Raw genomic sequence first — 20,600 nt, forward strand, 5'->3', positions numbered from 1 at the left:
TCGTCGCCGTGGCAGGCACCGGCCCGGCGCTCTCCTTCGAGTTCGTGGAGGTCAACGGCGGTCCCGCCGTGCTGGGGCGGTCCGGCGACACGCCCCGCACAAGGGGACCTCCTCGGCCGGGCTGCGGAGGGAAATCGTGCGTGGACGTGGTCCCCTTGTGCGCCTGTCCCGCATCCTGGCCCCGGTGACCGTGGCCGTTGCCCTCGTGCTCTCCCTCCCGTACGACGCGGTGTCCCACCCACGCGCGGGCGACCCGAAACCCCCGGCCCCGGACCTGTTCGGCGCGGCGTGCCGCACCACCGTGAGCGGTTCCCACGTGGTGGCCTACTGCCACAACCCCTATGTCGACACGGATCGCGTCCGGCTGCACATCGAGTGCGCCCGCTGGTGGGACATCGACACCGACAGCGCCCCGGTGGACGCCGGGCCCGCCATGACCGTACGACTCGCCGGCCGGTGCTGGAAGGACGTCGAATCGGTCTGGGTCAGCCACCAGAGGGAGCGCTGAACCTGTCCGGACGGCACAGGAACGGATAGCTCGCGGCCTCCTCGGCGGCCGCCTGCGGGTCCCCGGAGCGGATGGCGTCCACCAGCCGCGTGTGGTCCATGTGCGTCTCCGGCGTCAGCTCGGCCCCCACGTCCGCGCGCAGCCAGTCCCGCAGCACCTCTCCCAGGTCGGCGTACATCGCCGTCATGACGTCGTTGTGGGAGGCGGCCACCACGGCCAGGTGGAAGGTGGCGTCGGCCGTCACGAAGACCTCCGCGTCACCCGCCTCCCATGCCTCCTCCCGCCGCCCCAGCAGCGCGTCCAGCTGTTTGAGGTCCTTCTCCGTGCGCCGCTCCGCGGCCAGCTTCGCCGCCGCCGACTCGAGGGTGGAGCGCAGCTCCGCGATGTGCCGCGGGTCCGCCTCGGCGAAGCGGCGCTGCATGACGCCGGCCAGTTCGCTCGTCGCGACGACATAGGTGCCGGAGCCCTGGCGGATGTCCAGCAGACCGTTGTGCGCCAGCGCGCGGACCGCCTCGCGGACGGTGTTGCGGGCGACTCCGAGCTGCTCGACCAGTTCCGGCTCGGTGGGGATGCGCGAGTCGACCGGCCACTCGCCGGCGGTGATCTGCTGGCGCAGCGCGGCGATGACCTGCTCGGACAGCGCCGAACGGCGCGGGTGGCTCAGCGGCATGGCACACCTTCGCACGGGTGGCCCGGACCGAAGAGGCCCGGAGATGGACAGCCAATCATCCCATGATTCTATGATGTGCCCATGGCTAGTGAGGAAATCCGGGCAGTGGACACCCGTACGGCGATGTCACCGACCGAACGCCGGGCCGCCGCGGCGCGCGCACCCGAGACCCCCTCCGGCGAGGGCCGCACGCGCGCGTGGGCGACGCGACTGGTCGTCGTCGGCATCGTGCTGTCCGCGGTGAACCTCCGCCCGGCCATCACCAGCCTGGGGGCCCTCCTGGAGGAGGTCCGCGACGGACTCGGCATGAGCGGCAGCGTCGCCGGCCTGCTCACCTCCGTGCCGCCGCTGTGCTTCGCGGTCTTCGGCGTCACCGCGCCCCGCCTGGCCCGCCGCTTCGGCCCGGCCGCCGTGGTGTGCGCCGGCATGGCCGCGATCGCCGCCGGCCTGCTGATACGCCCCTACGTCGGCGGGACGGCCGGATTCCTGGCCGCCAGTGCCCTCGCCCTGATGGGCATCGCCGTCAGCAACGTGCTGATGCCGGTCATCGTCAAGCGCTGGTTCCCCGACCGGGTCGGCTCCATGACCGGCCTGTACTCCATGGCACTCGCCCTCGGCACCTCCCTCGCCGCCGCGGCGACCGTCCCCCTGACCGACGCCATGGGCGGCGAGTGGCGCTCCGGCCTCGCCGTCTGGGCGATCATCGCCGCGGCCGCCGGCCTGCCGTGGCTGCCCCTGGTCCGCGACCGCGGCGCCGAGCCCGCGCAGGGACGGGCACCGGCGCGCGACGCGGCGGAACACCCCGCTCCGCTGCGGATCACCCGTAGCCGCACCGCCTGGGCGCTCGCCGTCTTCTTCGGCCTCCAGGCCACGGCCGCCTACATCACCATGGGCTGGATGCCGCAGATCTTCCGGGACGCCGGAGTGCCCGCGGGCACCGCCGGTGTGCTGCTCGCCGTCACCATGGTGATGGGCGTGCCGCTGGCCTTCGTCATCCCCCGGGTCGCCACCCGGCTCAGCCACCAGGGCCCGATCGCGCTGGTGCTGGGCGTCTGCGGACTCGCCGGATACGCCGGCCTGTACTTCGCGCCGGCCGGCGGCGCCTGGGCCTGGGCCCTGCTGCTGGGCGTCTCCAACTGCTCCTTCCCGCTGGCCCTGACGCTGGTCGGCATGCGGGCCCGCAGCGGCCCGGGCGTGGCCCAGCTGTCCGCGTTCGCGCAGAGCACCGGCTATCTGCTCTCCATCCCCGGCCCGCTGCTCGTGGGCGTGCTCTACCAGCACAGCGGCGGCTGGGGACTGCCGATCGCCCTGATGGCGGCTCTGATGCTGCCGCAGATGGCCGTGGGCGTCCTGGCGGGCCGCGACCGCACGGTGGAGGACGAGGCGGCGAGCTGACCTCGGCCGTCCGGGCCGGCTGGGTCGGCCTCGGCCGTTCGGGCCGGCTGGGTCGGCCTCGGCCGTTCGGGCCGGCTGGGCTGCCAGGGCCGGCAGAGCCGGTCCCCGGGGGTGCCCGGGCGGCTGGGCCGTCCGGGCTGGCTCGGGAGCCGGCCGGGCCACCCCGGCCGAGTTCTCCGGCCGAGGGGTGCGAGACTGGGCGCATGCAGCCTGTGCTCGACCCGAACCCGCAGAACGGCCAGAAGAAGATGCTGCTCGTCTTCGGCTCGTTCCTCGCCATCTTCGTGATCATCGCCATCATCGCGATCATCGCGTCCCCGTGACGGACACCCCCGCGGGCCCGCAGGCGGATGGTGGGGCTGGCACCCCCATCCCCTAGGGGGCCAGGGTCAGGGTCAACTGGGTGGACTTCCGGATGGGTTGTCGGCCCACGGGTCCGTAGCTTCGAGAGGTGACCGCGCGAGGCGGTCACGGACCCGCTCGAAGACCCACGGAGGCGATCATGCCGTCCCGCACCCTCTCCTCCCGGCCCCACCCGGCGACCGCGGGCGGCGGCGTCGACATCCGGCTGCCCTGGTGGGCCCTCACCCTGCCCGCGCTCGCGTTCATCGCGCTGCTCGCGCTGATACTGAACCCGTCGGACGCCCACGCGGCGAGCGGCGACCCGGCGATCACCCACCTGTTCGAGCGCGCCCAGCAGCTCGTCGCCCGCTGACACGGAGCCCTCTTCAGGGGGGTGACCCGCATGCCAACTCCCTGCACCACCTGGCCTGTCTCATGCGAAGCTGGACTGCATGAGCGCCGCTGAACCCCGCATGATCGTTCCCTTCCGTCATGCCAAGGCCGACTGGCCCCAGGTGTCCGACCATGAGCGTCCGCTCGCCGAGCGGGGCCGCAAGGACGCCCCGATCGCCGGCCGTAGGCTGGCCGACACCGGCATCGGTTTCGACCTGGCCCTGTGCTCCACCGCGACCCGCACCCGCGAGACCTGGAAGCTCGCCGTCCACGAGCTGGTGCACCGGCCGAAGACCGTCTACGAGGAGCGGGTCTACGAGGCCTCGCCCGGCGAGCTGATCGCCCTGCTCAACGAGATCCCGGACGACGTGCGGAACGTGATCCTGATCGGCCACAATCCCGGCGTGCACGGCCTGGCCGAGATCCTGGCCGGCTCCGCCGAGGGCGACGCCCGCGACCGGATGAACCGGCGCGGCTTCCCCGCCGCGGCCTTCGCGCTGCTGACCTTCGAGGGTCCGTGGAAGGGCCTGGAGCCGGGCGCGGCCACCCTCACGGACTACTGGGCGCCCTCCGAGTGACCACCAGGCGGCGCCCGGTGGTCACCGTGCCGCGGTGGCAACGGCGCACCGAGGGCCCCTCGTCGTGCCCTCGCCCATCCGAACCGGTCGGTCCGAGCCATGACGTGGGGATGGGCCGGTTCGAGCCGTGACCGCCGGGATGGGTCGGACCGAGCCGTACGCCGGGATGGGTCGGACCGAGCCGTGACACGGGGGCGGTCCGTCCCGGCCGTGACGTGGGAGGGCGGTCCGTCCGGGTCGTGACGTGGCGCGGTCGCTCAGTCCTCGTCGTGGGTGTCGGCCGCCTCGACCTCTTCGCGGGTGACGCCGAGGAGGTACAGGACCGTGTCGAGGAAGGGGAAGTTCACCGCCGTGTGCGCCGCCTCCCGGACCACCGGCTTGGCGTTGAAGGCGACACCCAGACCCGCCGCGTTCAGCATGTCCAGATCGTTGGCGCCGTCACCGATCGCCACCGTCTGCGACAGCGGCACCCCGGCCTCCGCGGCGAACCGGCGCAGCAGCCGCGCCTTGCCCGCCCGGTCCACGATCTCCCCGGTGACCCGGCCGGTCAGCCTGCCGTCGACGATCTCCAGCGTGTTGGCCTGGGCGAAGTCGAGCCCCAGCCGTTCCTTCAGATCGTCGGTGACCTGGGTGAAGCCGCCGGAGACGACACCCACCTGGTAGCCGAGCCGCTTCAGGGTGCGGATCAGGGTGCGGGCGCCCGGGGTCAGCCGGACCTCCGCACGCACCTTCTCCACCACCGAGGCGTCCAGCCCCTCCAGCAGCGCCACGCGCGCGTGCAGCGACTGCTCGAAGTCCAGCTCCCCGCGCATCGCGGCCGCCGTCACCTCGGCGACCTTGTCCTCGCAGCCGGCGTGCGCGGCGAACAGTTCGATGACCTCGTCCTGGATGAGCGTGGAGTCCACGTCCATGACGACCAGCCGCTGGGCGCGCCGGTGCAGGCCCGCCGAGACGACCGCGATGTCGACACCGAGTGCCGCGGCGTCCGAGGCCAGCGCCGTGCGCAGCGGCTCGGTCTCCACACCGGAGACGGCGAACTCCACCGCGGTCACCGGGTACTTGGCGAGCCGGAAGATACGGTCGATGTTGCCGCCGGCCTTCGCGATGCGGGCGGCGATGGCGGCCGTCGACTCGGCCGTCAGCGGGTGGCCGAGAACTGTCACCAGGGACCGCCCGAGGCCGCGCGGCCGGTTGTCGCCGTGCCCCGAGATGATCTCCGCCTGCATCTTCATGGACTCGGCCCAGCTGTGCACGGTCGCCCGCAGATCGCCCTCCAGGCCGGCCCGCGGAGGGGTGACCAGCACGCACAGCACGAGGCGGCCCCGGGTGACGACCTGCTCGATGTCGACCACGTCGACGGAGTAGGCGGCCAGGGTGTCGAAGAGGCCGGCCGTGATGCCCGGCCTGTCCTTGCCGAAAATCTTGACGAGGAGAGTGGGGCCTTCGGAGGTCTGCGAAGCGCTCATGGTGTCACCACCGTATCCGGCACCCAGTGCCTTCCGCCGCCGAGGTCCGCCTGACGGACACGGAACAACGGGTGTCCGCCCGGTGCCGCGGATCCCGCAGCCGGAAGACAGCCCGCCGACCGGCTCGCGCGACCCCGATCCCACCCCGACTGTGACACGGAACGCGACCGCGGGCAGGCCGGGGGAACGGGGCGGAGTGTCTCAGGGCGGGGGCTGGTCGCCGGTCTGGCGCCGGCCGCGACGGTGCCGGGGCGGCGGGGGAGCGGGACCGAGCGGCCGGGCGATGGTCGGGGCGCCGTGCAGATCGTCGTCGGCCGCGGGCGAGGGTGCGTCCCGCAGTTCATCGGGCACCCGGAGATAGGGGTTGGTGCCGGGGTTCGGAGGCCGGTACGACGGCCTGGGCGAGTACGGCCCACCGGCGCCCCCGACTCCTTCGTACCCAGCCTCCGCAGTCCGGGCTCCCGCAGCCCCTCGCGCCGCCCCCGCCCCCTCAGGGCCGCTGTGAGCCACCCTCGCTCCCGCGGCCCCGGTCGCCCACGCAGCCAGCGCCCCCGTGGCCCCCGCTCCCGCCCCCCACACGGCCCCCAGAGCCGAGGCCATGGCGAGGTGGCCGTGCAGGGTGACGCCCGCGCCGAAGGCGTCGAAGCCGAGGACGGACAGGGAGGCGTTCACGGACACGTCCGTCAGCCGGGCGAGCAGCGGCAGGGCGAGCGCGGTCGCGATCCCGAGCCGTAGCCCGCACCGGCCGGCCAGGCGGAGCGCGCTGTCGGCGGACGGGACCACCGGCGTGCGCACCGCGGTCAGCACCCCGGCCGACAGCAGTGCCAGCGCGGCCGCCACCGCCAGCAGCCAGACCCGTCCGTCCAGTTCGGCCAGCCGGCCCAGCGTCACCGGCCGGTCGGGCCGCACGCCGAGGAGCCGGTCCAGGGGATGCGGGAGCAATCCGCCCAGGACGCCGGTGGCCCGGCCGTCCCAGGGGACGAACAGACCGAGCGGGAGGCCGAGCCAGGCCCCGTTCGGCGCGCCGAGCAGCGCCGCGCCGGCGATCCGGCGCGGATGGTCGTCGCCGATCGCCGCGTACGCCGCCGCCGCGAGCCCTGCCACCACGACCAGCAGCAGGACGTGGACCAGCGCCGAGACGGCCGGCCGGACCACCCGGTGGACCACGGCCCAGCCGGACGGGAGGGGCACGCGGCGGGTGGCGAGCAGCGCGACCACCAGGACTCCGGAGCACCAGCCGAGTCCGCCGAGGAGCGTCGCCCAGGTGTCCACGGTGAAGCCGACCGCCGCCTTGGCGTGGATCAGGTCGCCGACCCGGTCCGGCAACAGGCCGCCCACGTCCCCGAGGCCGGGGACGCGCAGCCCACCGTCCCCCAGGCCGGGGATGCTCTTGCCGCCCCCCGGGCCGGGGACGCTCGCGCCGCCCCCGCCCGGCAGCCCGGCCAGGCCGAGCGCGGCACCGTCGATGGTGACGACGTCGTGGCCCGCCCACGCCAGTCCGCCCAGCACGGCGACGAAGAGCAGGACCACCGCGCCCGCCCGCGCGAGGAGTTCGCCGGGCGCGATCGCAACGTGGGCCGTGCGCAGGGACCGTAGGAAGAACCACGACAGCAGCAGCGCACCGACGAGGCTCACCCCGAGTGGCGTGATCTCGATGGCGGCGTGTGCCTCGGCGCCTGTCAGCCCGAAAGCGGACACGTCACCGGACGGCGCGACCGAACCCCCCGCCCCCAGGGCCACAACGGCCGCGGTCATGGGGCCCGGTGAGGCCGACGCGTCGGCCCGCAACAGGTGCAGTCCCAGCGCGGCGGTGCCCGCCATCCCGATGAACGCCCAGCTCACCGCGGCGATCGCGGACACCACGAGGTCCGTCCAGGGAAACTTCGGGCCGTGCCGCGCGGTTTCGGCACCCGTGGCAGCGCTCATGGCAGACCCCCCCCGGATCCACGGCGCGGCTGCACAGCCGCGCTTGCCCCCCTCGCGTGGGATTACCACTGTCCGGCCCGGTTTCCACCCCGTCAACGGCGCAAGCCGGGGCGCACAAGAGCCCGCACGGCAAGGCCCGGGTTTCGGTCAGAGGGCCGAGCCTGGAATAGTTCCCCACGATGTTCGACATCCCTAGACTCCCTGTGTCGGGGGTAATTCGGGGGACAACTCAGTGGGGCATGGAGTGCCGGAACTCGTACTGGAAACAAATGGACGTACCTGGACGCTCGATCCGTCCAGGCCTTACACCCTCGGACGAGATCCGCAGGGTGACGTCGTATTCGACGACGCCAGGGTCTCCTGGCGGCATGCCACGGTCCGCTTCGACGGCCGCAGTTGGGTCATCGAGGACCACGGCAGCACCAACGGCACGTTCGTGCAGGGGCAGCGGATCCAGCAGGTGGAGATCGGGCCCGGCTCGGCGCTGCACCTCGGCAACGCGACGGACGGGCCGCGGCTGAATCTGTCGGCGCACGCGAACGTGGCCCCGGTCGGCGGGACCGGCCCGCAGGAGGCGCCGTACGCGGCCCAGGGTGCCGGGGCCCCCGGCTGGGCCCAGCAGCAGGCCGCACCGCAGCAGGCGCCGGCGCACCAGGCGCCCGCCCACCAGCAGGCGCCGCAGCCCGGCTGGCAGCAGCCGCAGCAGCAGGTGCCCGCCTTCCCGCAGCAGGCCGGGCCCGCGGAGCAGTACGCACAGAAGATCCCCGGTGGTGCCGCGGGGGCGCCGCCGGTGCACGGCGACCGCAGCCCGACCACGTTCCACCAGTTCTCGCTCGGCCGCGTGATGCGCATCGGCCGTGCCCTGGAGAACGAGCTGGTCGTCTCCGACCTGCAGGTCTCCAGGCACCACGCCGAGTTCCACGCCACTCCCGACGGCCGCCTGGAGATCCGCGACCTCGGCTCGCACAACGGCACCTACGTCAACGGCCAGCCGATCGCCAAGGGCGGCTCGGCGCTGCTCGGCCCCAGCGACATCGTGGGCGTCGGCCACTCCACGTTCCGTATCGTCGGCGACCGCCTCGAGGAGTTCGTCGACACCGGTGAGGTCTCCTTCTCCGCACGCCATCTGACCGTCACGGTCGACGGCGGCAAGCAGATCCTGAAGGACGTCTCCTTCGGTGTCCCGGAGAAGTCGCTGATCGCGGTCATCGGCCCGTCCGGCTCCGGCAAGTCGACGCTGCTCAAGGCACTCACCGGCTACCGCCCCGCCAACGAGGGCGAGGTGCTCTACGACAACCGGAACCTGTACAAGCAGTTCGCCGAGCTGCGCCAGCGCATCGGTCTGGTCCCGCAGGACGACATCCTGCACAAGGAGCTGACCGTCAAGAAGGCCCTGAAGTACGCGGCCAAGCTGCGCTTCCCGGCCGACACCACGGGGCAGGAGCGCGACGCGCGCATCGACGAGGTGCTGCGCGAGCTGAAGCTGGACATCCACAAGGACAAGAAGGTCACGTCCCTGTCCGGTGGCCAGCGCAAGCGCGTCTCGGTGGCCCTGGAGCTGCTCACCAAGCCGTCGCTGATCTTCCTGGACGAGCCGACCTCCGGCCTCGACCCGGGCATGGACCGCGACGTCATGCAGCTGCTGCGCGGCCTCGCCGACGACGGCCGCACGGTCCTCGTCGTCACCCACTCGGTGGCCGAGCTGGCGCTGTGCGACAAGCTGCTGGTGATGGCGCCGGGCGGTGCGGTCGCCTACTTCGGCCCGCCGGAGGAGGCGCTGAACTTCTTCGGCTACGACAGCTGGGCCGACGTCTTCTCGGCCTTCGAGAACTACCGCGACTACGACTGGGCGGGCCGCTGGAAGGGCTCGCAGCACTACCAGATGTACGCGGCGGACATCGACGCGGTCGCCCCGCAGTCCGTACACATGCCGCCGCCGCAGGCCATCAGGCCGCCCAAGCCGCAGGGCTGGGGCTCGCAGCTGGTGACCCTGATCCGGCGGTACGTCTCGGTCATCGCCTCGGACAAGGGCTTCCTGGCGCTGACGGTGATCCTGCCGGCGGTCCTCGGCGCGGTCAGCCTGCTGATCGACAGCGACAAGGGCCTGCTGGTGAACGCGGCGGTCAACCCGAAGACCGGCCTGCACGTCCCGAACGGCACGGCCACCACCGTCCTGCTGATCCTCGCCGTCGGCGCCTGCTTCGCGGGTGCCGCGAACTCGGTCCGTGAGCTGATCAAGGAACGGGTCATCTACGAGCGGGAGCGCGCCACGGGCCTGTCCCGCTCGGCGTACCTGATGTCCAAGGTGGTCGTGCTCGGCGCCGTCACGGTGCTGCAGGGCCTGCTCGTCGGCCTGATCGGCTTCGCCAGCCGGGAGATCCCCGCCGAGGGCCTCGTCCTGGGCGGCTCGACCCTGCTCGAGCTGTGCCTGCCGATCATGGCGCTGGGCTTCACCTCGATGATGTTCGGCCTGGTGATCTCCTCGCTGGTGAAGACCGCCGAGAAGACCATGCCGCTGCTCGTGATGTTCGCGATCATCCAGGTCGTCTTCACCGGCTGCCTCTTCACCCTGCACGGCACGCTCGGCGTGAACGAGTTCTCGTACCTGATGCCGTCCCGCTGGGCGGTGGCCGCGGCCGGCAGCACGCTGGACTTCAACAACATCGCGCCGAACACCGACGACCCGACCAGCACCGATCCGCTGTGGGACCACGCGGCCTCGGCCTGGGGCTTGGACATGGTCGCGCTGATCGCGCTGGGTGTGGCCTGCGGCTTCCTGGTGGCCCGCTTCCTGCGCCGCCACGAGCCGGAGGTCATGCGCAAGTAACGCGGTACGAGCGAAGGGCGGCACCCCCCGAGGGGTGCCGCCCTTCCGCGTTACGTCAGAGGTCCGCGCCGACCTCAGTACGCGCTGTTGACGTTGTCGATCGAGCCGTAGCGGTCGGCAGCGTAGTTGGCGGCGGCGGTGATGTTGGCGACCGGGTCGTAGATGTTCCACGAGGTGCCGGGCACGTGGTAGCTCCTGAAGGTCGGCGGGATCACCTGCAGCAGACCCTTGGACGGGATGCCGTTGATGGCGTTGATGTCCCAGTCGTTGATGGCCATGGGGTTGCCGGACGACTCGCGCATGATGTTCTTGTGCAGGCCGTGGTAGCTGCCCGGGATGCCCTTGGACTTCATGATGTCCAGGGACTGGCGGATCCAGCCGTCCAGGTTGTTCGCGTAGCTCTTCGCGGCGACGGGCTGCATCGCGACGCGCTGGGCGCTGCGGTTGGCGGCGGCCTGGGCGGTGCGCTCCTGCGCGGCCTTCTTGACCGCGGCTGCGACGGCGGCCTTCTTCGCGGCGGCCTCGTCCACGGCCTTCTTCTGTGCCGCGATGGTGTCGAGCTTGACGGTCTCGGTGGCGAGCTGGTCGGTGACCGTGCCCTTGACGTGCTGGAGGGCGGTGCTGGTGGCGACCTGGGCGGTCGAGGCCGGGGCGCCGGTGGTGACCGTCTGGGCGTTGCTGGGAACGGCCGAGAAGGCGATGGCGGCGGTACCGAGGGCGGCGACGCCGGCGACGGCGATCTTGTGCTGCTTCGTCACGGTACGACTAGCTCGGCTGAGGATGCTCTTGGGCATGGCTGATGGACCTCTTCTGTAGCGCGGAGGTCGCTCCTGCGTCCGCCGGGGGACTCGGTTCCTCCCACACGAACGCCGCGGGGCGATACCCACGGCGCTGAGCGACGAGAGCAATTCTTAGCGGGCGCAAAATCCCGTGGCAAAGGTGTGACGTACGATCCCCGGTAGTGGATCAGGGAAGGGCGAAACGGGGCAGAACGGGATGTCCGCCCCGTTCATATGGGGCGGTTTATCTCCTATGCACTTTCGTACGTGATGTGCGCCCTATGCGCGGGCTCACACCGTACGGGCGCCGTTCTCACCGGGAGTTGCCGTTGCAATGCTCTGTGTGAGGGTGTCCCTCCGGAGGACGAGACGCGCGGCCCCGCACTCCTGCCACGGGCACACCCCGTCCGGCGCCGCCTCATGAACAAGGCCGAGCCCACCGCACGAACGAGGCCGAGCGCACCGCACGAACGAGGCCCGCTCCGTCCTCCCTCGCGCGCACGCGCGCACGCGTGCCCGGTGCTCCGTGCACGCGCCACGCGCGCGCCCGCCCCTCCGTGCATGCACGCGCGTCCACCCCTCCGTGCACGCGCGCCCGCCCCTCCGTGCGCCCGCGCGCGCGTGCACGGTTCCTTGTAGTGAGGCCCTGGGGCAGTGGGGTCCTGGCCGGGTCAGTGGAGCCGGGTCAGTGGAGTCCTGGCGGGCGGCCTACGCCGACCGGCCTAGGTCCAGCGGCCCGGTGCCGGCCGTCACAGGGCCGATCCGCGCTGTCACACCCCGCCGGTACCGTGAGCACATGAGTCAAGGCCCCCGGTCCGGCCTCGCCGCGGTCAGCTCCGCGCTGCTGGCCATGAGCAGACATCTGGAGGTGCGCGACGTCCTCAAGACGATCGTCGCCTCCGCCCGTGAGCTGCTCGACGCCGAGTACGCCGCCCTCGGCGTCCCGGACGACCACGGCGGGTTCGCCCAGTTCGTCGTGGACGGCGTCAGCGACGCCCAGTGGAAGGCGATCGGCCCGCTGCCCCGCCAGCACGGCATCCTCGCCGCGATGCTGCACGACGCCCGCCCCGAGCGCCTCGCCGACGTGCGCAAGGACCCCCGCTTCGAGGGCTGGCCCGCCGCCCACCCCGACCTGGCCGACTTCCTGGGCGTGCCCATCCGGGACGGCGACGAGGTGCTCGGCGCGCTCTTCCTCGCCAACAAACTGCGCTCCGCGGGCGGCCACGCCCACGCTCCGTGCCCGAAGCCGGACGGAAGCTGCGGTTTCACGCGGGAGGACGAGGATCTGCTCGGCCTCCTCGCCCAGCACGCCGCCATCGCCCTCACCAACGCGCGCCTGTACGAGCGCAGCCGCGAGCTGACCATCGCCGAGGAACGCTCCCGGCTCGCCCACGAGCTGCACGACGCGGTCAGCCAGAAGCTCTTCTCCCTGCGTCTGACCGCCCAGGCGGCGGCCGCCCTCGTCGACCGCGACCCCGCCCGCGCCAAGGGCGAACTGCACCAGGTCGCCGCGCTCGCCGCCGAGGCCGTCGACGAACTGCGCGCCGCCGTCGTGGAGCTGCGGCCCGCCGCCCTGGACGAAGACGGTCTGATCGCCACCCTGCGCACCCAGACACAGGTCCTCGACCGCGCCCACAACGCGCGCGTGACCTTCACCGGCAAGGGGTTCCGTGCCCTGCCCGCCGCCCAGGAGGAGGCCCTGCTCCGGGTCGCCCAGGAGGCCCTGCACAACGCCCTGCGCCACTCCGGCGCCGCACACGTCGACGTGGTCGTGCAGCGCCGCGGCTGCGGGGCCGTCCTGCGCGTCACCGACGACGGCAGCGGCTTCGACCCGAAGGCGGTCCGCCGCGCCGGACGGCATCTGGGCCTGGTCTCCATGCGGGACCGGGCCGGCGGGGTCGGCGGCTCGCTGACCGTGGAATCGGCGCTCGGCAAGGGCACCACGATCGAGATGGAGGTCCCCGGTGGATGAAGCGATCAAGGTGCTCCTGGTCGACGACCACCAGGTCGTCCGCCGGGGCCTGCGCACCTTCCTGGAGGTGCAGGACGACATCGAGGTGGTCGGCGAGGCCGCCGACGGCGCCGAGGGAGTCGCCCGCGCCGAGGAGCTGCGGCCCGACGTCGTCCTCATGGACGTCAAGATGCCGGGCATGGACGGCATCGAGGCCCTGCGCAGGCTCCGCGAACTCGACAACCCCGCGCGCGTGCTGATCGTCACCAGCTTCACCGAGCAGCGCACGGTCGTCCCGGCGCTGCGCGCGGGCGCCGCCGGATATGTCTACAAGGACGTGGACCCCGACGCCCTCGCCGGCGCCATCCGCTCCGTGCACGCTGGGCACGTCCTGCTCCAGCCCGAGGTCGCCGGCGCCCTGCTCTCCCAGGAGGAGGGCAACAACGGTCAGGGCAGAGGGGGTTCGCTCACCGAGCGGGAGCGGGAGGTGCTCGGCCTGATCGCGGACGGCCGCTCCAACCGGGAGATAGCCCGTGCCCTCGTCCTGTCCGAGAAGACCGTCAAGACGCACGTCTCCAACATCCTCATGAAACTCGACCTCGTCGACCGCACCCAGGCCGCACTGTGGGCCGTACGCCATGGTGTGACCAGCTGAGACGTCCTCCGCGCCCGGCCACCCACGGCAGTCCGATGAGTTCCGGTCCGGACTGAGATTCATACCGTCGTGGGAATGTCACCCGGATGGCGCATCCTCCGGCGATCTCCGCCGTTCTCCAGTGCGTGCCACGGTGAACCGCCGTGGTGAACGCCCAGGAGGGGTTGAAAGTGAAGAACCTGAAGAAGGCAGCGGCCGTGACGATGGTGGCCGGTGGTCTGGTGGCCGCCGGAGCGGGCCTGGCCTCCGCCGCGGACGGTGCCAAGGCGGCCGGCGAGGCCCACGGCTCCCCGGGCGTCGTCTCGGGCAACGTCATCCAGGCCCCGGTGCACGTCCCGGTGAACGCGGTCGGCAACAGCGTCAGCGTCATCGGCGTGCTGAACCCGGTCTTCGGCAACCTCGGCGTCAACCACTGAGGCTGCGCCGACGTCGACCCCAGGCCTTCCGGGTACGCCGGAGGGCCTGTCAGGTCACCCCCCGCTCCCGCTCCTCCACGATCGAGTTGAACGCCGCCACCTGCGCCCGCCGGGCCGTCCGCTCCACCGGCCGCAGCGCGGCCCCCCGCGCCGCCATCTCCGAAGCGCTCACCGCGCCGCCGTGCCCGTGGTCGGAGGCCAGCGACACCAGCAGGCCCACGCGCTGCGCCAGCTCCAAGACCCGGACCGCGCGCGGCGGATATCCCGGCGCCAGCACCTCCCGCCCCCGCTCGGCCCGCGCCCGGTACGCGTCGATCGCCGCGTCCGCCACCGGACCCGACCCGGCGACATCCAGCTTCGCCAGCATCTCGGTCGCGTCCCGCAGCGCCTCCGCCAGCTCCCGTTCCGCCTCGCCCAGCGAGGGCACATCGGCCGGCGGCGCCTCCCGCACCGGCAGCACCTGCCACACCACCTCGACGTGCACATCGCCCTCGGGCCCGGCCTCGTGCACCTCCGGCACCAGCCCGAACGCGGCACCGAAGCAGACCACCGCCTCCTCGGCCTCCAGCGCCCGCGCGTTGAACTCCGGCGGACCGCTCAGCCCCAGCGGATGACCGGGCGCCGGCAGCGCGACGCGCAGACCGGTCACCCCCAGCGCCCGCAGCCGGCCCAGCGCGAGCGTGAGCCCGACCGGCGCGGGCTCATCGGGCAGCCCCTCCACCCGGTGCACCGCGTCCTCGCCCACGATGGCGAGAGCGGCGTCATCCGGTGAGACAAGTCCGGCGAAAAGGGCATTTCCCCAAGCTGCAAGGCGTCCTGAACGCGGTTCCGAGAGCATCCCCCCACCCTAAGGACCGGACCGATGGAATGGAGCGGGAGACTCGTGGCGTAGATTTCATAAGGGCTGCGCCCACAGGCGCGGCGGACCGAGCCACAGGCGTACGCGACAGCCGCGACCGGCCACACTGCAAGGGGAGACAACGCGCTCATGAGCGATGTTCTGGAGCTTCAGGACGTATCCGTGGTCCGCGAGGGCCGGGCTCTGGTGGACCAGGTCTCCTGGTCGGTGAAGGAGGGCGAGCGCTGGGTCATCCTCGGCCCCAACGGCGCCGGCAAGACCACCCTGCTGAACGTCGCCTCCAGCTACCTCTACCCCAGCAAGGGCACCGCCACCGTCCTCGGCGAGACCCTCGGCAAGCCCGGCACCGACGTCTTCGAGCTGCGCCCCCGCATCGGCATGGCCGGCATCGCCCTGGCGGAGAAGCTCCCCAAGCGCCAGACGGTCCTCCAGACCGTGCTCACCGCCGCCTACGGCATGACCGCCGGCTGGCAGGAGGAGTACGAGGACGTCGACGAGCAGCGCGCCCGCGCCTTCCTCGACCGCCTCGGCATGAGCGACTACCTGGACCGCAGGTTCGGCACCCTCTCCGAGGGCGAGCGCAAGCGCACCCTGATCGCCCGCGCCCTGATGACCGACCCCGAGCTGCTCCTGCTCGACGAGCCCGCCGCCGGCCTCGACCTCGGCGGCCGCGAGGACCTGGTCCGCCGCCTCGGCCGGCTCGCCCGCGACCCCATCGCCCCCTCGATGATCATGGTCACGCACCACGTCGAGGAGATCGCCCCCGGCTTCACCCACGTCCTCATGATCCGCCAGGGCAAGGTCCTCGCCGCGGGCCCGATCGAACTCGAGCTCTCCTCCCGCAACCTCTCCCTCTGCTTCGGACTGCCGCTCGTCGTCGAGCAGATCGGCGACCGCTGGACCGCCCAGGGCCTGCCCCTGTCCTGACCCCGCCCCCGAGCCGGACCCGCTCCCCTTCGCGCCCTGTCCGCCGTCCGACCGGGGTCCTACCATGACCACGTGAACGACATCGACGCATGGGTGTGGTGGCTCGTCGGCGCGGCGGCCCTCGGAATCCCCCTGGTGGTCACCGCGATGCCCGAGTTCGGCATGCTCGCCGTGGGTGCGGTGGCGGCAGCGATCGCCGCAGGCCTCGGGCTCGGCGTCGTACTCCAGGTGCTCGTCTTCGTGCTCGTCTCCGTCGCCCTCATCGCCGTCGTCCGGCCCATCGCGGCCCGCCACGACAGACAGCGCCCCCAACTCGCCACCGGTGTCGACGCGTTGAAGGGCAAACAGGCCGTCGTACTCGAACGGGTCGACGGCACCGGCGGCCGCATCAAGCTCGCCGGAGAAGTCTGGTCGGCCCGCGCCCTCGACAACGGCAGCGCCTACGAGGTGGGCCAGGAGGTGGATGTCGTGGACATCGAAGGAGCCACCGCGATCGTCATCTGAGCTATCCGGCCCCCGAGTTGGGCGACGGTCTGTCAGACTCGACCAGCAAGATCTTCAGCAGTTACGAGACCTGCCGAAGAAGCCGAGGCGGAGAGAGGTACGGGGAACACGATGGAACCGGTCATCATCGTCCTGATCATTCTGGTGGTGTTGGTCTTCATCGCCCTGATCAAGACCATCCAGGTCATCCCGCAGGCCAGCGCCGCCATCGTCGAGCGCTTCGGACGCTACACGCGGACGCTGAACGCGGGCCTGAACATCGTGGTCCCGTTCATCGACACCATCCGCAACCGCATCGACCTGCGCGAACAGGTCGTACCCTTCCCGCCCCAGCCCGTGATCACCCAGGACAACCTGGTCGTGAACATCGACACCGTCATCTACTACCAGGTGACCGACGCACGGGCCGCCACCTACGAGGTCGCCAGCTACATCCAGGCCATCGAGCAGCTCACGGTCACCACCCTGCGCAACATCATCGGCGGCATGGACCTCGAGCGCACCCTGACCTCCCGCGAGGAGATCAACGCGGCGCTGCGCGGCGTCCTCGACGAGGCCACCGGCAAGTGGGGCATCCGCGTCAACCGCGTCGAACTCAAGGCCATCGAACCGCCCACCTCCATCCAGGACTCGATGGAGAAGCAGATGCGCGCCGACCGCGACAAGCGCGCCGCGATCCTCACCGCCGAAGGCACGCGCCAGGCGGCCATCCTCACCGCCGAGGGCGAGAAGCAGTCCCAGATCCTGCGCGCGGAGGGTGAGGCCAAGGCGGCAGCCCTGCGCGCCGAGGGCGAGGCCCAGGCCGTCCGCACGGTCTTCGAGGCCATCCACGCGGGCGACCCGGACCAGAAGCTGCTGTCCTACCAGTACCTGCAGATGCTCCCGAAGATCGCCGAAGGCGACGCCAACAAGCTCTGGATCGTGCCCAGCGAGATCGGCGACGCCCTCAAGGGCCTGTCCGGCGCGATGGGCAACTTCGGCCCCATGGGCGGGGGTTCGGGCAGCAGTGGTTCCGGGTCCGGCAACGGTGCGGACCACCGCCGCGAGAAGCCGTCGATCGACTGACGGCTGTACTCCCGGCTTCGGGTTCCCCCGCATCCCGAAAGGGGCGCGGGGAACCGCGTCACCGACCGGGGTGGAAACCCGTGTCACCGGCCGGGGCGGAAAACCGCGTCACCAGCGGGGCGGGGGTACCGCGGCACCGACCGAAGACGACCCGCGGCCGACCACCCGCACACCGTTCTACGGCACCTGCTCAGGCGGCGTCCCGAGCCAGCCAGTCCGGCAGCGCGTCGAGATCGTCCCGCCCCAGGGCCAGGAGCATCGCATCCGCCGGAGTGGGCTCGAACGGCAGCCGCAGCAATGCCATCCCCGCCTCTTCCGGCGTCCGGGCGGCCTTCCGGTGGTTGTCCTCCGCACACGCGGCGACCGTGTTCAGCCACGTGTCCTGCCCGCCCTGCGACCGCGGAATCACATGGTCCACCGTGGTGGCCCGGCGCCCGCAGTACGCGCACCGGTGCCGGTCCCGGACCAGCACACCCCGTCTCGACCACGGTGCCTGTCTTCGGAACGGCACCCGTACATAGCGGCACAGCCTGATCACCCGGGGCGCGGGTATGTCCACGTCGGCACCGCGCATCCGCAGTTCGGCATGGGCCTGCTCGACGACGGCCTTGTCCTGCAGCACCAGAACGACGGCTCGGTTCAGCGTCACCGTCGACAGCGGCTCGAAGCTCGCGTTCAGCACCAGCGTGTCCCGCATCCAGCCCACCTCCCGTGTGCGTCCGCCCACCCCCGGCGGGCTTGGATCAACTCTGGACGGGCGCGCCGAGATGGACAACGCAATAAAAAATGCCCGCCTCCGATCACTTCCATGACCGGAGGCGGGCAAACGTTCAATGAACGCTCGGCTTGACCAGAGTGCTCTCAGCCCTCGGCGGGCACCTCGTACTCACCGATGAGCCGGCCGCGCGCGATCGTGTGGAACCGCAGGTTGAAGCCGACGACCGCCGGAGAGGCGTCCGAGTCCGGACCGAGCTTCTCCTGATCCACCGCGTACACCGTGAACACATACCGGTGCGAGCCGTCGCCGGGCGGCGGTGCGGCACCGCCGAAGTCCTTCGACCCGTAGTCGTTCCGCGCGTGCACGGCACCCTCGGGCAGCCCCTCGAACTTGCCGCCACCCGCGCCGGCCGGCAGCTCCGTCACCGACGCCGGGATGTCGAACAGGACCCAGTGCCAGAACCCGCTGCCGGTCGGCGCGTCCGGGTCGTAGCAGGTCACGGCGAAACTCTTGGTCTCCGCCGGGAAGCCCTCCCACCGCAGCTGCGGCGAGGTGTTGCCCTGCGCCTGGACCTGGTCGCCCTTGAGCGTCGCACCCTCCTCGATGTCCTTGCTCGTCACCGTGAACGACGGCACGGGCGGATGGAAATCGTGGGGGAGCGGCCGCCGCTTGAGCTCGGTCACCTCGTTACCTCCTGGATCGACGACTGGAATCACAGGTTCCCGAGCCTAGAACCAGTTACGCCTGCTGCCGACCTCGGACAGCCACTGGTTCAGGTAGGCCGCCCAGTCGGTCCCCTGCCAGTCGTTCTGCCCCACCTGGAAGGAGCGGAAGGTGTCCGAGCCCTCGCTGAAGAGCCCCGGCTTCTTGTCCATCTCCAGGACGACGTCCATGGCGTGCTCGTCCGCGACGAAGCTCAGCTCGACCTGGTTCAGCCCCCGGTACTGCGACGGCGGGAAGAACTCGATCTCCTGGTAGAAGGGGAGCCGCTGCCGCGTACCCCGGATGTGCCCGCGCTCCATGTCCGCGCTCTTGAAGCGGAAGCCCAGCTGGATGAAGGCGTCCAGAATCGCCTTCTGCGCCGGCAGCGGGTGGACGTTGATCGGGTCCAGGTCGCCGGAGTCGATGGCTCGCGCGATCTCGAGCTCGGTGGTCACACCGATGTTCATGCCGCGCAGCGCCTGCCCGTCGATCATCGTGACCGGCGTCTCCCACGGGATCTCGAGTCCGAACGGCACCGCGTGGACGGCACCCGCACGCAGCTGGAAGGCACCGCCGAGCCGCACCTTGGTGAACTCGATGTCCTGCTTGTACTCCTCGTCGCCGCTCTCCACCTCGACCTTGGCCTGCAGGCCCACGGACAGGCCCTCGATGTCCTGGTCGACGGACCCGCCCTGGATCCGCACCTCACCCTGGACGACGCCACCGGGCACGACGTTGACCTCGGTGAGCACCGTCTCGACCGACGCCCCACCGGCCCCGAGGCTCGCGAGCAGCTTCTTGAACGCCATTGACTCTCCCTTTACGGATGGACCCTCGCCCGTACAAACGCGATCCGCCCCGGACCGGTTCCGCCGGGACGGTGACCCGTCTGGACTACCCTCGGACGGCATGATCGCGCCCCCGGACCGTATGCCACTGCCCCGTGACTTCTTCGACCGCCCGGTCCTGGAGGTCGCGCCGGACCTGCTGGGCCGCACCCTGGTCCGGACGACACCGGACGGCCCGATCGCGCTCCGCCTCACGGAGGTCGAGGCGTACGACGGCCCGAACGACCCCGGCTCGCACGCCTACCGCGGCCCCACGCCCCGCAACGCGGTGATGTTCGGCCCGCCGGGACACGTGTACGTCTACTTCACCTACGGCATGTGGCACTGCATGAACCTCGTCTGCGGGCCGGAGGGCAGGGCGAGCGCCGTCCTGCTCCGCGCGGGCGAGATCGTGGAGGGCGCCGAACTGGCCCGCAAACGTCGACTTTCGGCCCGCAACGACAAGGAACTGGCCAAGGGGCCGGCCCGACTGGCCACGGCGCTGGAGGTCGACCGGTCCCTGGACGGCACGGACGCGTGCACCTCTCAGGAGACACCTCTGAGGATGCTGACGGGTACGCCCACCCCCTCCGACCAGGTGCTCAGCGGCCCGCGGACCGGCGTCGCCGGCGACGGCGGAAGCGGCGACCTGCACCCCTGGCGCTTCTGGGTGGCCGATGACCCGACCGTGAGCCCCTACCGGGCGCACGTGCCGCGGCGCGGTCGGAGTTGACGCGCCTCCACAAGGTGCGTAATGTATCCCGAGCCGCTGAACCGGGTACGGCGATCGCCTGCAGCCGGAGCGGCCAACCCACTACCTAGCCACACCCCCTCGACGGGGTCGATTTCGGCGCGCCTACGTGCCCGAATTCGAACTCGGAAGACCCGATTATGAGTCGCCGGGGAAATCGGCTAACGTAGTGAATGTCGAAAGGCCGACAGGCGAAAGCCGGAAGCCCCAGACAAATCCCGCCGACCGGGAATCGGATGTCGAAAGGATCTGATAGAGTCGGAAACACCGAAGGGAAGCCCGGAGGAAAGCCCGAGAGGGTGAGTACAAAGGAAGCGACCGTTCCTTGAGAACTCAACAGC

General features: G+C 71.5%; 21 protein-coding genes. 13 read left to right on the plus strand and 8 right to left on the minus strand.

What is annotated here, in order from left to right; genetic code table 11:
• The first annotated feature begins 157 nt into the window (after window positions 1–157).
• Entirely contained in the window at window positions 158–508 is a 351-nt protein-coding gene (locus ABVB68_RS35430) for a hypothetical protein (protein WP_353605350.1), read from the plus strand.
• Here the strand turns inward: ABVB68_RS35430 and ABVB68_RS35435 are convergent.
• Window positions 486–1,178, minus strand: a complete 693-nt coding sequence (locus ABVB68_RS35435) for a FadR/GntR family transcriptional regulator (protein ID WP_353605330.1) — start codon at window positions 1,176–1,178, stop codon at window positions 486–488. The two genes, ABVB68_RS35430 and ABVB68_RS35435, sit on opposite strands and share 23 nt — an antisense overlap.
• An 81-nt stretch (window positions 1,179–1,259) precedes the next feature.
• Here ABVB68_RS35435 and ABVB68_RS35440 point away from each other — a divergent pair, with 81 nt between their 5' ends.
• The 4 genes from ABVB68_RS35440 (at window position 1,260) to ABVB68_RS35455 (ending at window position 3,886) form a co-directional block, all read left to right on the plus strand.
• Window positions 1,260–2,573 carry a CynX/NimT family MFS transporter gene (locus ABVB68_RS35440; protein ID WP_353605331.1) on the plus strand — a complete coding sequence of 438 codons (1,314 nt, stop codon included), beginning with the start codon at window positions 1,260–1,262 and terminating at the stop codon, window positions 2,571–2,573.
• 203 nt (window positions 2,574–2,776) lie between these two features.
• Window positions 2,777–2,896 (plus strand): SGM_5486 family transporter-associated protein, encoded by a 120-nt coding sequence (locus ABVB68_RS35445; RefSeq protein ID WP_353605332.1) that lies wholly within the window; start codon window positions 2,777–2,779, stop codon window positions 2,894–2,896.
• 179 nt (window positions 2,897–3,075) lie between these two features.
• A complete protein-coding gene (locus ABVB68_RS35450) occupies window positions 3,076–3,288 on the plus strand; it encodes a hypothetical protein (RefSeq protein ID WP_353605333.1) in 213 nt (70 codons plus the stop codon).
• 79 nt (window positions 3,289–3,367) lie between these two features.
• On the plus strand, window positions 3,368–3,886 hold the full coding sequence (locus ABVB68_RS35455; RefSeq protein WP_353605334.1) for a SixA phosphatase family protein: 519 nt from the start codon (window positions 3,368–3,370) through the stop codon (window positions 3,884–3,886).
• Window positions 3,887–4,143: 257 nt separating this feature from the next.
• On the opposite strand, the gene serB is transcribed toward ABVB68_RS35455, so the two are convergent.
• Window positions 4,144–5,352: a phosphoserine phosphatase SerB gene (gene serB, locus ABVB68_RS35460; protein ID WP_353605335.1), complete on the minus strand. Its 1,209-nt coding sequence runs from the start codon at window positions 5,350–5,352 to the stop codon at window positions 4,144–4,146.
• A 201-nt stretch (window positions 5,353–5,553) separates the two neighbouring features.
• Window positions 5,554–7,278: a streptophobe family protein gene (locus ABVB68_RS35465; protein ID WP_353605336.1), complete on the minus strand. Its 1,725-nt coding sequence runs from the start codon at window positions 7,276–7,278 to the stop codon at window positions 5,554–5,556.
• A 244-nt stretch (window positions 7,279–7,522) separates the two neighbouring features.
• On the opposite strand from ABVB68_RS35465, the gene ABVB68_RS35470 reads away from it, so the two are divergent.
• Window positions 7,523–10,105, plus strand: a complete 2,583-nt coding sequence (locus ABVB68_RS35470) for an FHA domain-containing protein (protein WP_353605337.1) — start codon at window positions 7,523–7,525, stop codon at window positions 10,103–10,105.
• A 74-nt stretch (window positions 10,106–10,179) separates the two neighbouring features.
• Here the strand turns inward: ABVB68_RS35470 and ABVB68_RS35475 are convergent, their stop codons facing one another.
• Window positions 10,180–10,899, minus strand: coding sequence for a transglycosylase SLT domain-containing protein (locus ABVB68_RS35475; protein WP_353605338.1), 720 nt, complete (start codon window positions 10,897–10,899; stop codon window positions 10,180–10,182).
• Between the two features lie 781 nt (window positions 10,900–11,680).
• Between ABVB68_RS35475 and ABVB68_RS35480 the strand changes: the two genes are divergently transcribed.
• The 3 genes from ABVB68_RS35480 to ABVB68_RS35490 all read left to right on the plus strand — a co-directional run bounded on the left by ABVB68_RS35480 (window position 11,681) and on the right by ABVB68_RS35490 (window position 13,906).
• Window positions 11,681–12,856, plus strand: a complete 1,176-nt coding sequence (locus ABVB68_RS35480; protein WP_353605339.1) for a GAF domain-containing sensor histidine kinase — start codon at window positions 11,681–11,683, stop codon at window positions 12,854–12,856.
• The gene (locus ABVB68_RS35485; RefSeq protein WP_353605340.1) at window positions 12,849–13,490 is read left to right on the plus strand and encodes a response regulator; all 642 of its coding nucleotides are present in this window, start codon (window positions 12,849–12,851) and stop codon (window positions 13,488–13,490) included. The genes ABVB68_RS35480 and ABVB68_RS35485 overlap by 8 nt, the downstream gene beginning before the upstream one ends.
• Window positions 13,491–13,660: 170 nt before the next feature.
• Window positions 13,661–13,906, plus strand: a complete 246-nt coding sequence (locus ABVB68_RS35490; protein ID WP_353605341.1) for a chaplin — start codon at window positions 13,661–13,663, stop codon at window positions 13,904–13,906.
• A gap of 49 nt (window positions 13,907–13,955) precedes the next feature.
• Here ABVB68_RS35490 and ABVB68_RS35495 read toward each other — a convergent pair whose 3' ends face one another.
• A complete protein-coding gene (locus tag ABVB68_RS35495) occupies window positions 13,956–14,744 on the minus strand; it encodes an Rv1486c family protein (protein WP_353605342.1) in 789 nt (262 codons plus the stop codon).
• 150 nt (window positions 14,745–14,894) lie between these two features.
• Between ABVB68_RS35495 and ABVB68_RS35500 the strand changes: the two genes are divergently transcribed.
• The 3 genes from ABVB68_RS35500 to ABVB68_RS35510 all read left to right on the plus strand — a co-directional run bounded on the left by ABVB68_RS35500 (window position 14,895) and on the right by ABVB68_RS35510 (window position 17,261).
• Window positions 14,895–15,692 carry an ABC transporter ATP-binding protein gene (locus tag ABVB68_RS35500; protein WP_353605343.1) on the plus strand — a complete coding sequence of 266 codons (798 nt, stop codon included), beginning with the start codon at window positions 14,895–14,897 and terminating at the stop codon, window positions 15,690–15,692.
• A 72-nt stretch (window positions 15,693–15,764) separates the two neighbouring features.
• Window positions 15,765–16,196, plus strand: a complete 432-nt coding sequence (locus ABVB68_RS35505) for an NfeD family protein (protein ID WP_353605344.1) — start codon at window positions 15,765–15,767, stop codon at window positions 16,194–16,196.
• A gap of 111 nt (window positions 16,197–16,307) precedes the next feature.
• Window positions 16,308–17,261, plus strand: a complete 954-nt coding sequence (locus tag ABVB68_RS35510) for an SPFH domain-containing protein (protein WP_353605345.1) — start codon at window positions 16,308–16,310, stop codon at window positions 17,259–17,261.
• Window positions 17,262–17,451: 190 nt separating this feature from the next.
• Here ABVB68_RS35510 and ABVB68_RS35515 read toward each other — a convergent pair whose 3' ends face one another.
• The 3 genes from ABVB68_RS35515 to ABVB68_RS35525 form a co-directional block, all read right to left on the minus strand.
• On the minus strand, window positions 17,452–17,958 hold the full coding sequence (locus tag ABVB68_RS35515) for an HNH endonuclease (protein ID WP_353605346.1): 507 nt from the start codon (window positions 17,956–17,958) through the stop codon (window positions 17,452–17,454).
• Window positions 17,959–18,122: 164 nt separating this feature from the next.
• Window positions 18,123–18,662, minus strand: coding sequence for a YbhB/YbcL family Raf kinase inhibitor-like protein (locus ABVB68_RS35520; protein ID WP_353605347.1), 540 nt, complete (start codon window positions 18,660–18,662; stop codon window positions 18,123–18,125).
• 45 nt (window positions 18,663–18,707) lie between these two features.
• Window positions 18,708–19,490, minus strand: a complete 783-nt coding sequence (locus tag ABVB68_RS35525) for a sporulation protein (protein WP_353605348.1) — start codon at window positions 19,488–19,490, stop codon at window positions 18,708–18,710.
• Window positions 19,491–19,590: 100 nt separating this feature from the next.
• Between ABVB68_RS35525 and ABVB68_RS35530 the strand changes: the two genes are divergently transcribed.
• Window positions 19,591–20,241 carry a DNA-3-methyladenine glycosylase gene (locus ABVB68_RS35530; protein ID WP_353605349.1) on the plus strand — a complete coding sequence of 217 codons (651 nt, stop codon included), beginning with the start codon at window positions 19,591–19,593 and terminating at the stop codon, window positions 20,239–20,241.
• Window positions 20,242–20,600: the final 359 nt, after the last annotated feature.

Source organism: Streptomyces sp. NPDC096012 (genome assembly GCF_040426375.1).
GTDB lineage: Bacteria > Actinomycetota > Actinomycetes > Streptomycetales > Streptomycetaceae > Streptomyces.

Excerpts from the sequence above, each read along its gene's own strand:
- ABVB68_RS35435 (WP_353605330.1), bottom strand. The coding sequence starts at position 1,178 with ATGCCGCTGAGCCACCCGCGCCGTTCGGCGCTGTCCGAGCAGGTCATC.
- ABVB68_RS35440 (WP_353605331.1), top strand. The coding sequence starts at position 1,260 with ATGGCTAGTGAGGAAATCCGGGCAGTGGACACCCGTACGGCGATGTCA.
- ABVB68_RS35445 (WP_353605332.1), top strand. The coding sequence starts at position 2,777 with ATGCAGCCTGTGCTCGACCCGAACCCGCAGAACGGCCAGAAGAAGATG.
- ABVB68_RS35450 (WP_353605333.1), top strand. The coding sequence starts at position 3,076 with ATGCCGTCCCGCACCCTCTCCTCCCGGCCCCACCCGGCGACCGCGGGC.
- ABVB68_RS35455 (WP_353605334.1), top strand. The coding sequence starts at position 3,368 with ATGAGCGCCGCTGAACCCCGCATGATCGTTCCCTTCCGTCATGCCAAG.
- serB (WP_353605335.1), bottom strand. The coding sequence starts at position 5,352 with ATGAGCGCTTCGCAGACCTCCGAAGGCCCCACTCTCCTCGTCAAGATT.
- ABVB68_RS35465 (WP_353605336.1), bottom strand. The coding sequence starts at position 7,278 with ATGAGCGCTGCCACGGGTGCCGAAACCGCGCGGCACGGCCCGAAGTTT.
- ABVB68_RS35475 (WP_353605338.1), bottom strand. The coding sequence starts at position 10,899 with ATGCCCAAGAGCATCCTCAGCCGAGCTAGTCGTACCGTGACGAAGCAG.
- ABVB68_RS35480 (WP_353605339.1), top strand. The coding sequence starts at position 11,681 with ATGAGTCAAGGCCCCCGGTCCGGCCTCGCCGCGGTCAGCTCCGCGCTG.
- ABVB68_RS35495 (WP_353605342.1), bottom strand. The coding sequence starts at position 14,744 with ATGCTCTCGGAACCGCGTTCAGGACGCCTTGCAGCTTGGGGAAATGCC.
- ABVB68_RS35500 (WP_353605343.1), top strand. The coding sequence starts at position 14,895 with ATGAGCGATGTTCTGGAGCTTCAGGACGTATCCGTGGTCCGCGAGGGC.
- ABVB68_RS35510 (WP_353605345.1), top strand. The coding sequence starts at position 16,308 with ATGGAACCGGTCATCATCGTCCTGATCATTCTGGTGGTGTTGGTCTTC.
- ABVB68_RS35515 (WP_353605346.1), bottom strand. The coding sequence starts at position 17,958 with ATGCGGGACACGCTGGTGCTGAACGCGAGCTTCGAGCCGCTGTCGACG.
- ABVB68_RS35525 (WP_353605348.1), bottom strand. The coding sequence starts at position 19,490 with ATGGCGTTCAAGAAGCTGCTCGCGAGCCTCGGGGCCGGTGGGGCGTCG.
- ABVB68_RS35530 (WP_353605349.1), top strand. The coding sequence starts at position 19,591 with ATGATCGCGCCCCCGGACCGTATGCCACTGCCCCGTGACTTCTTCGAC.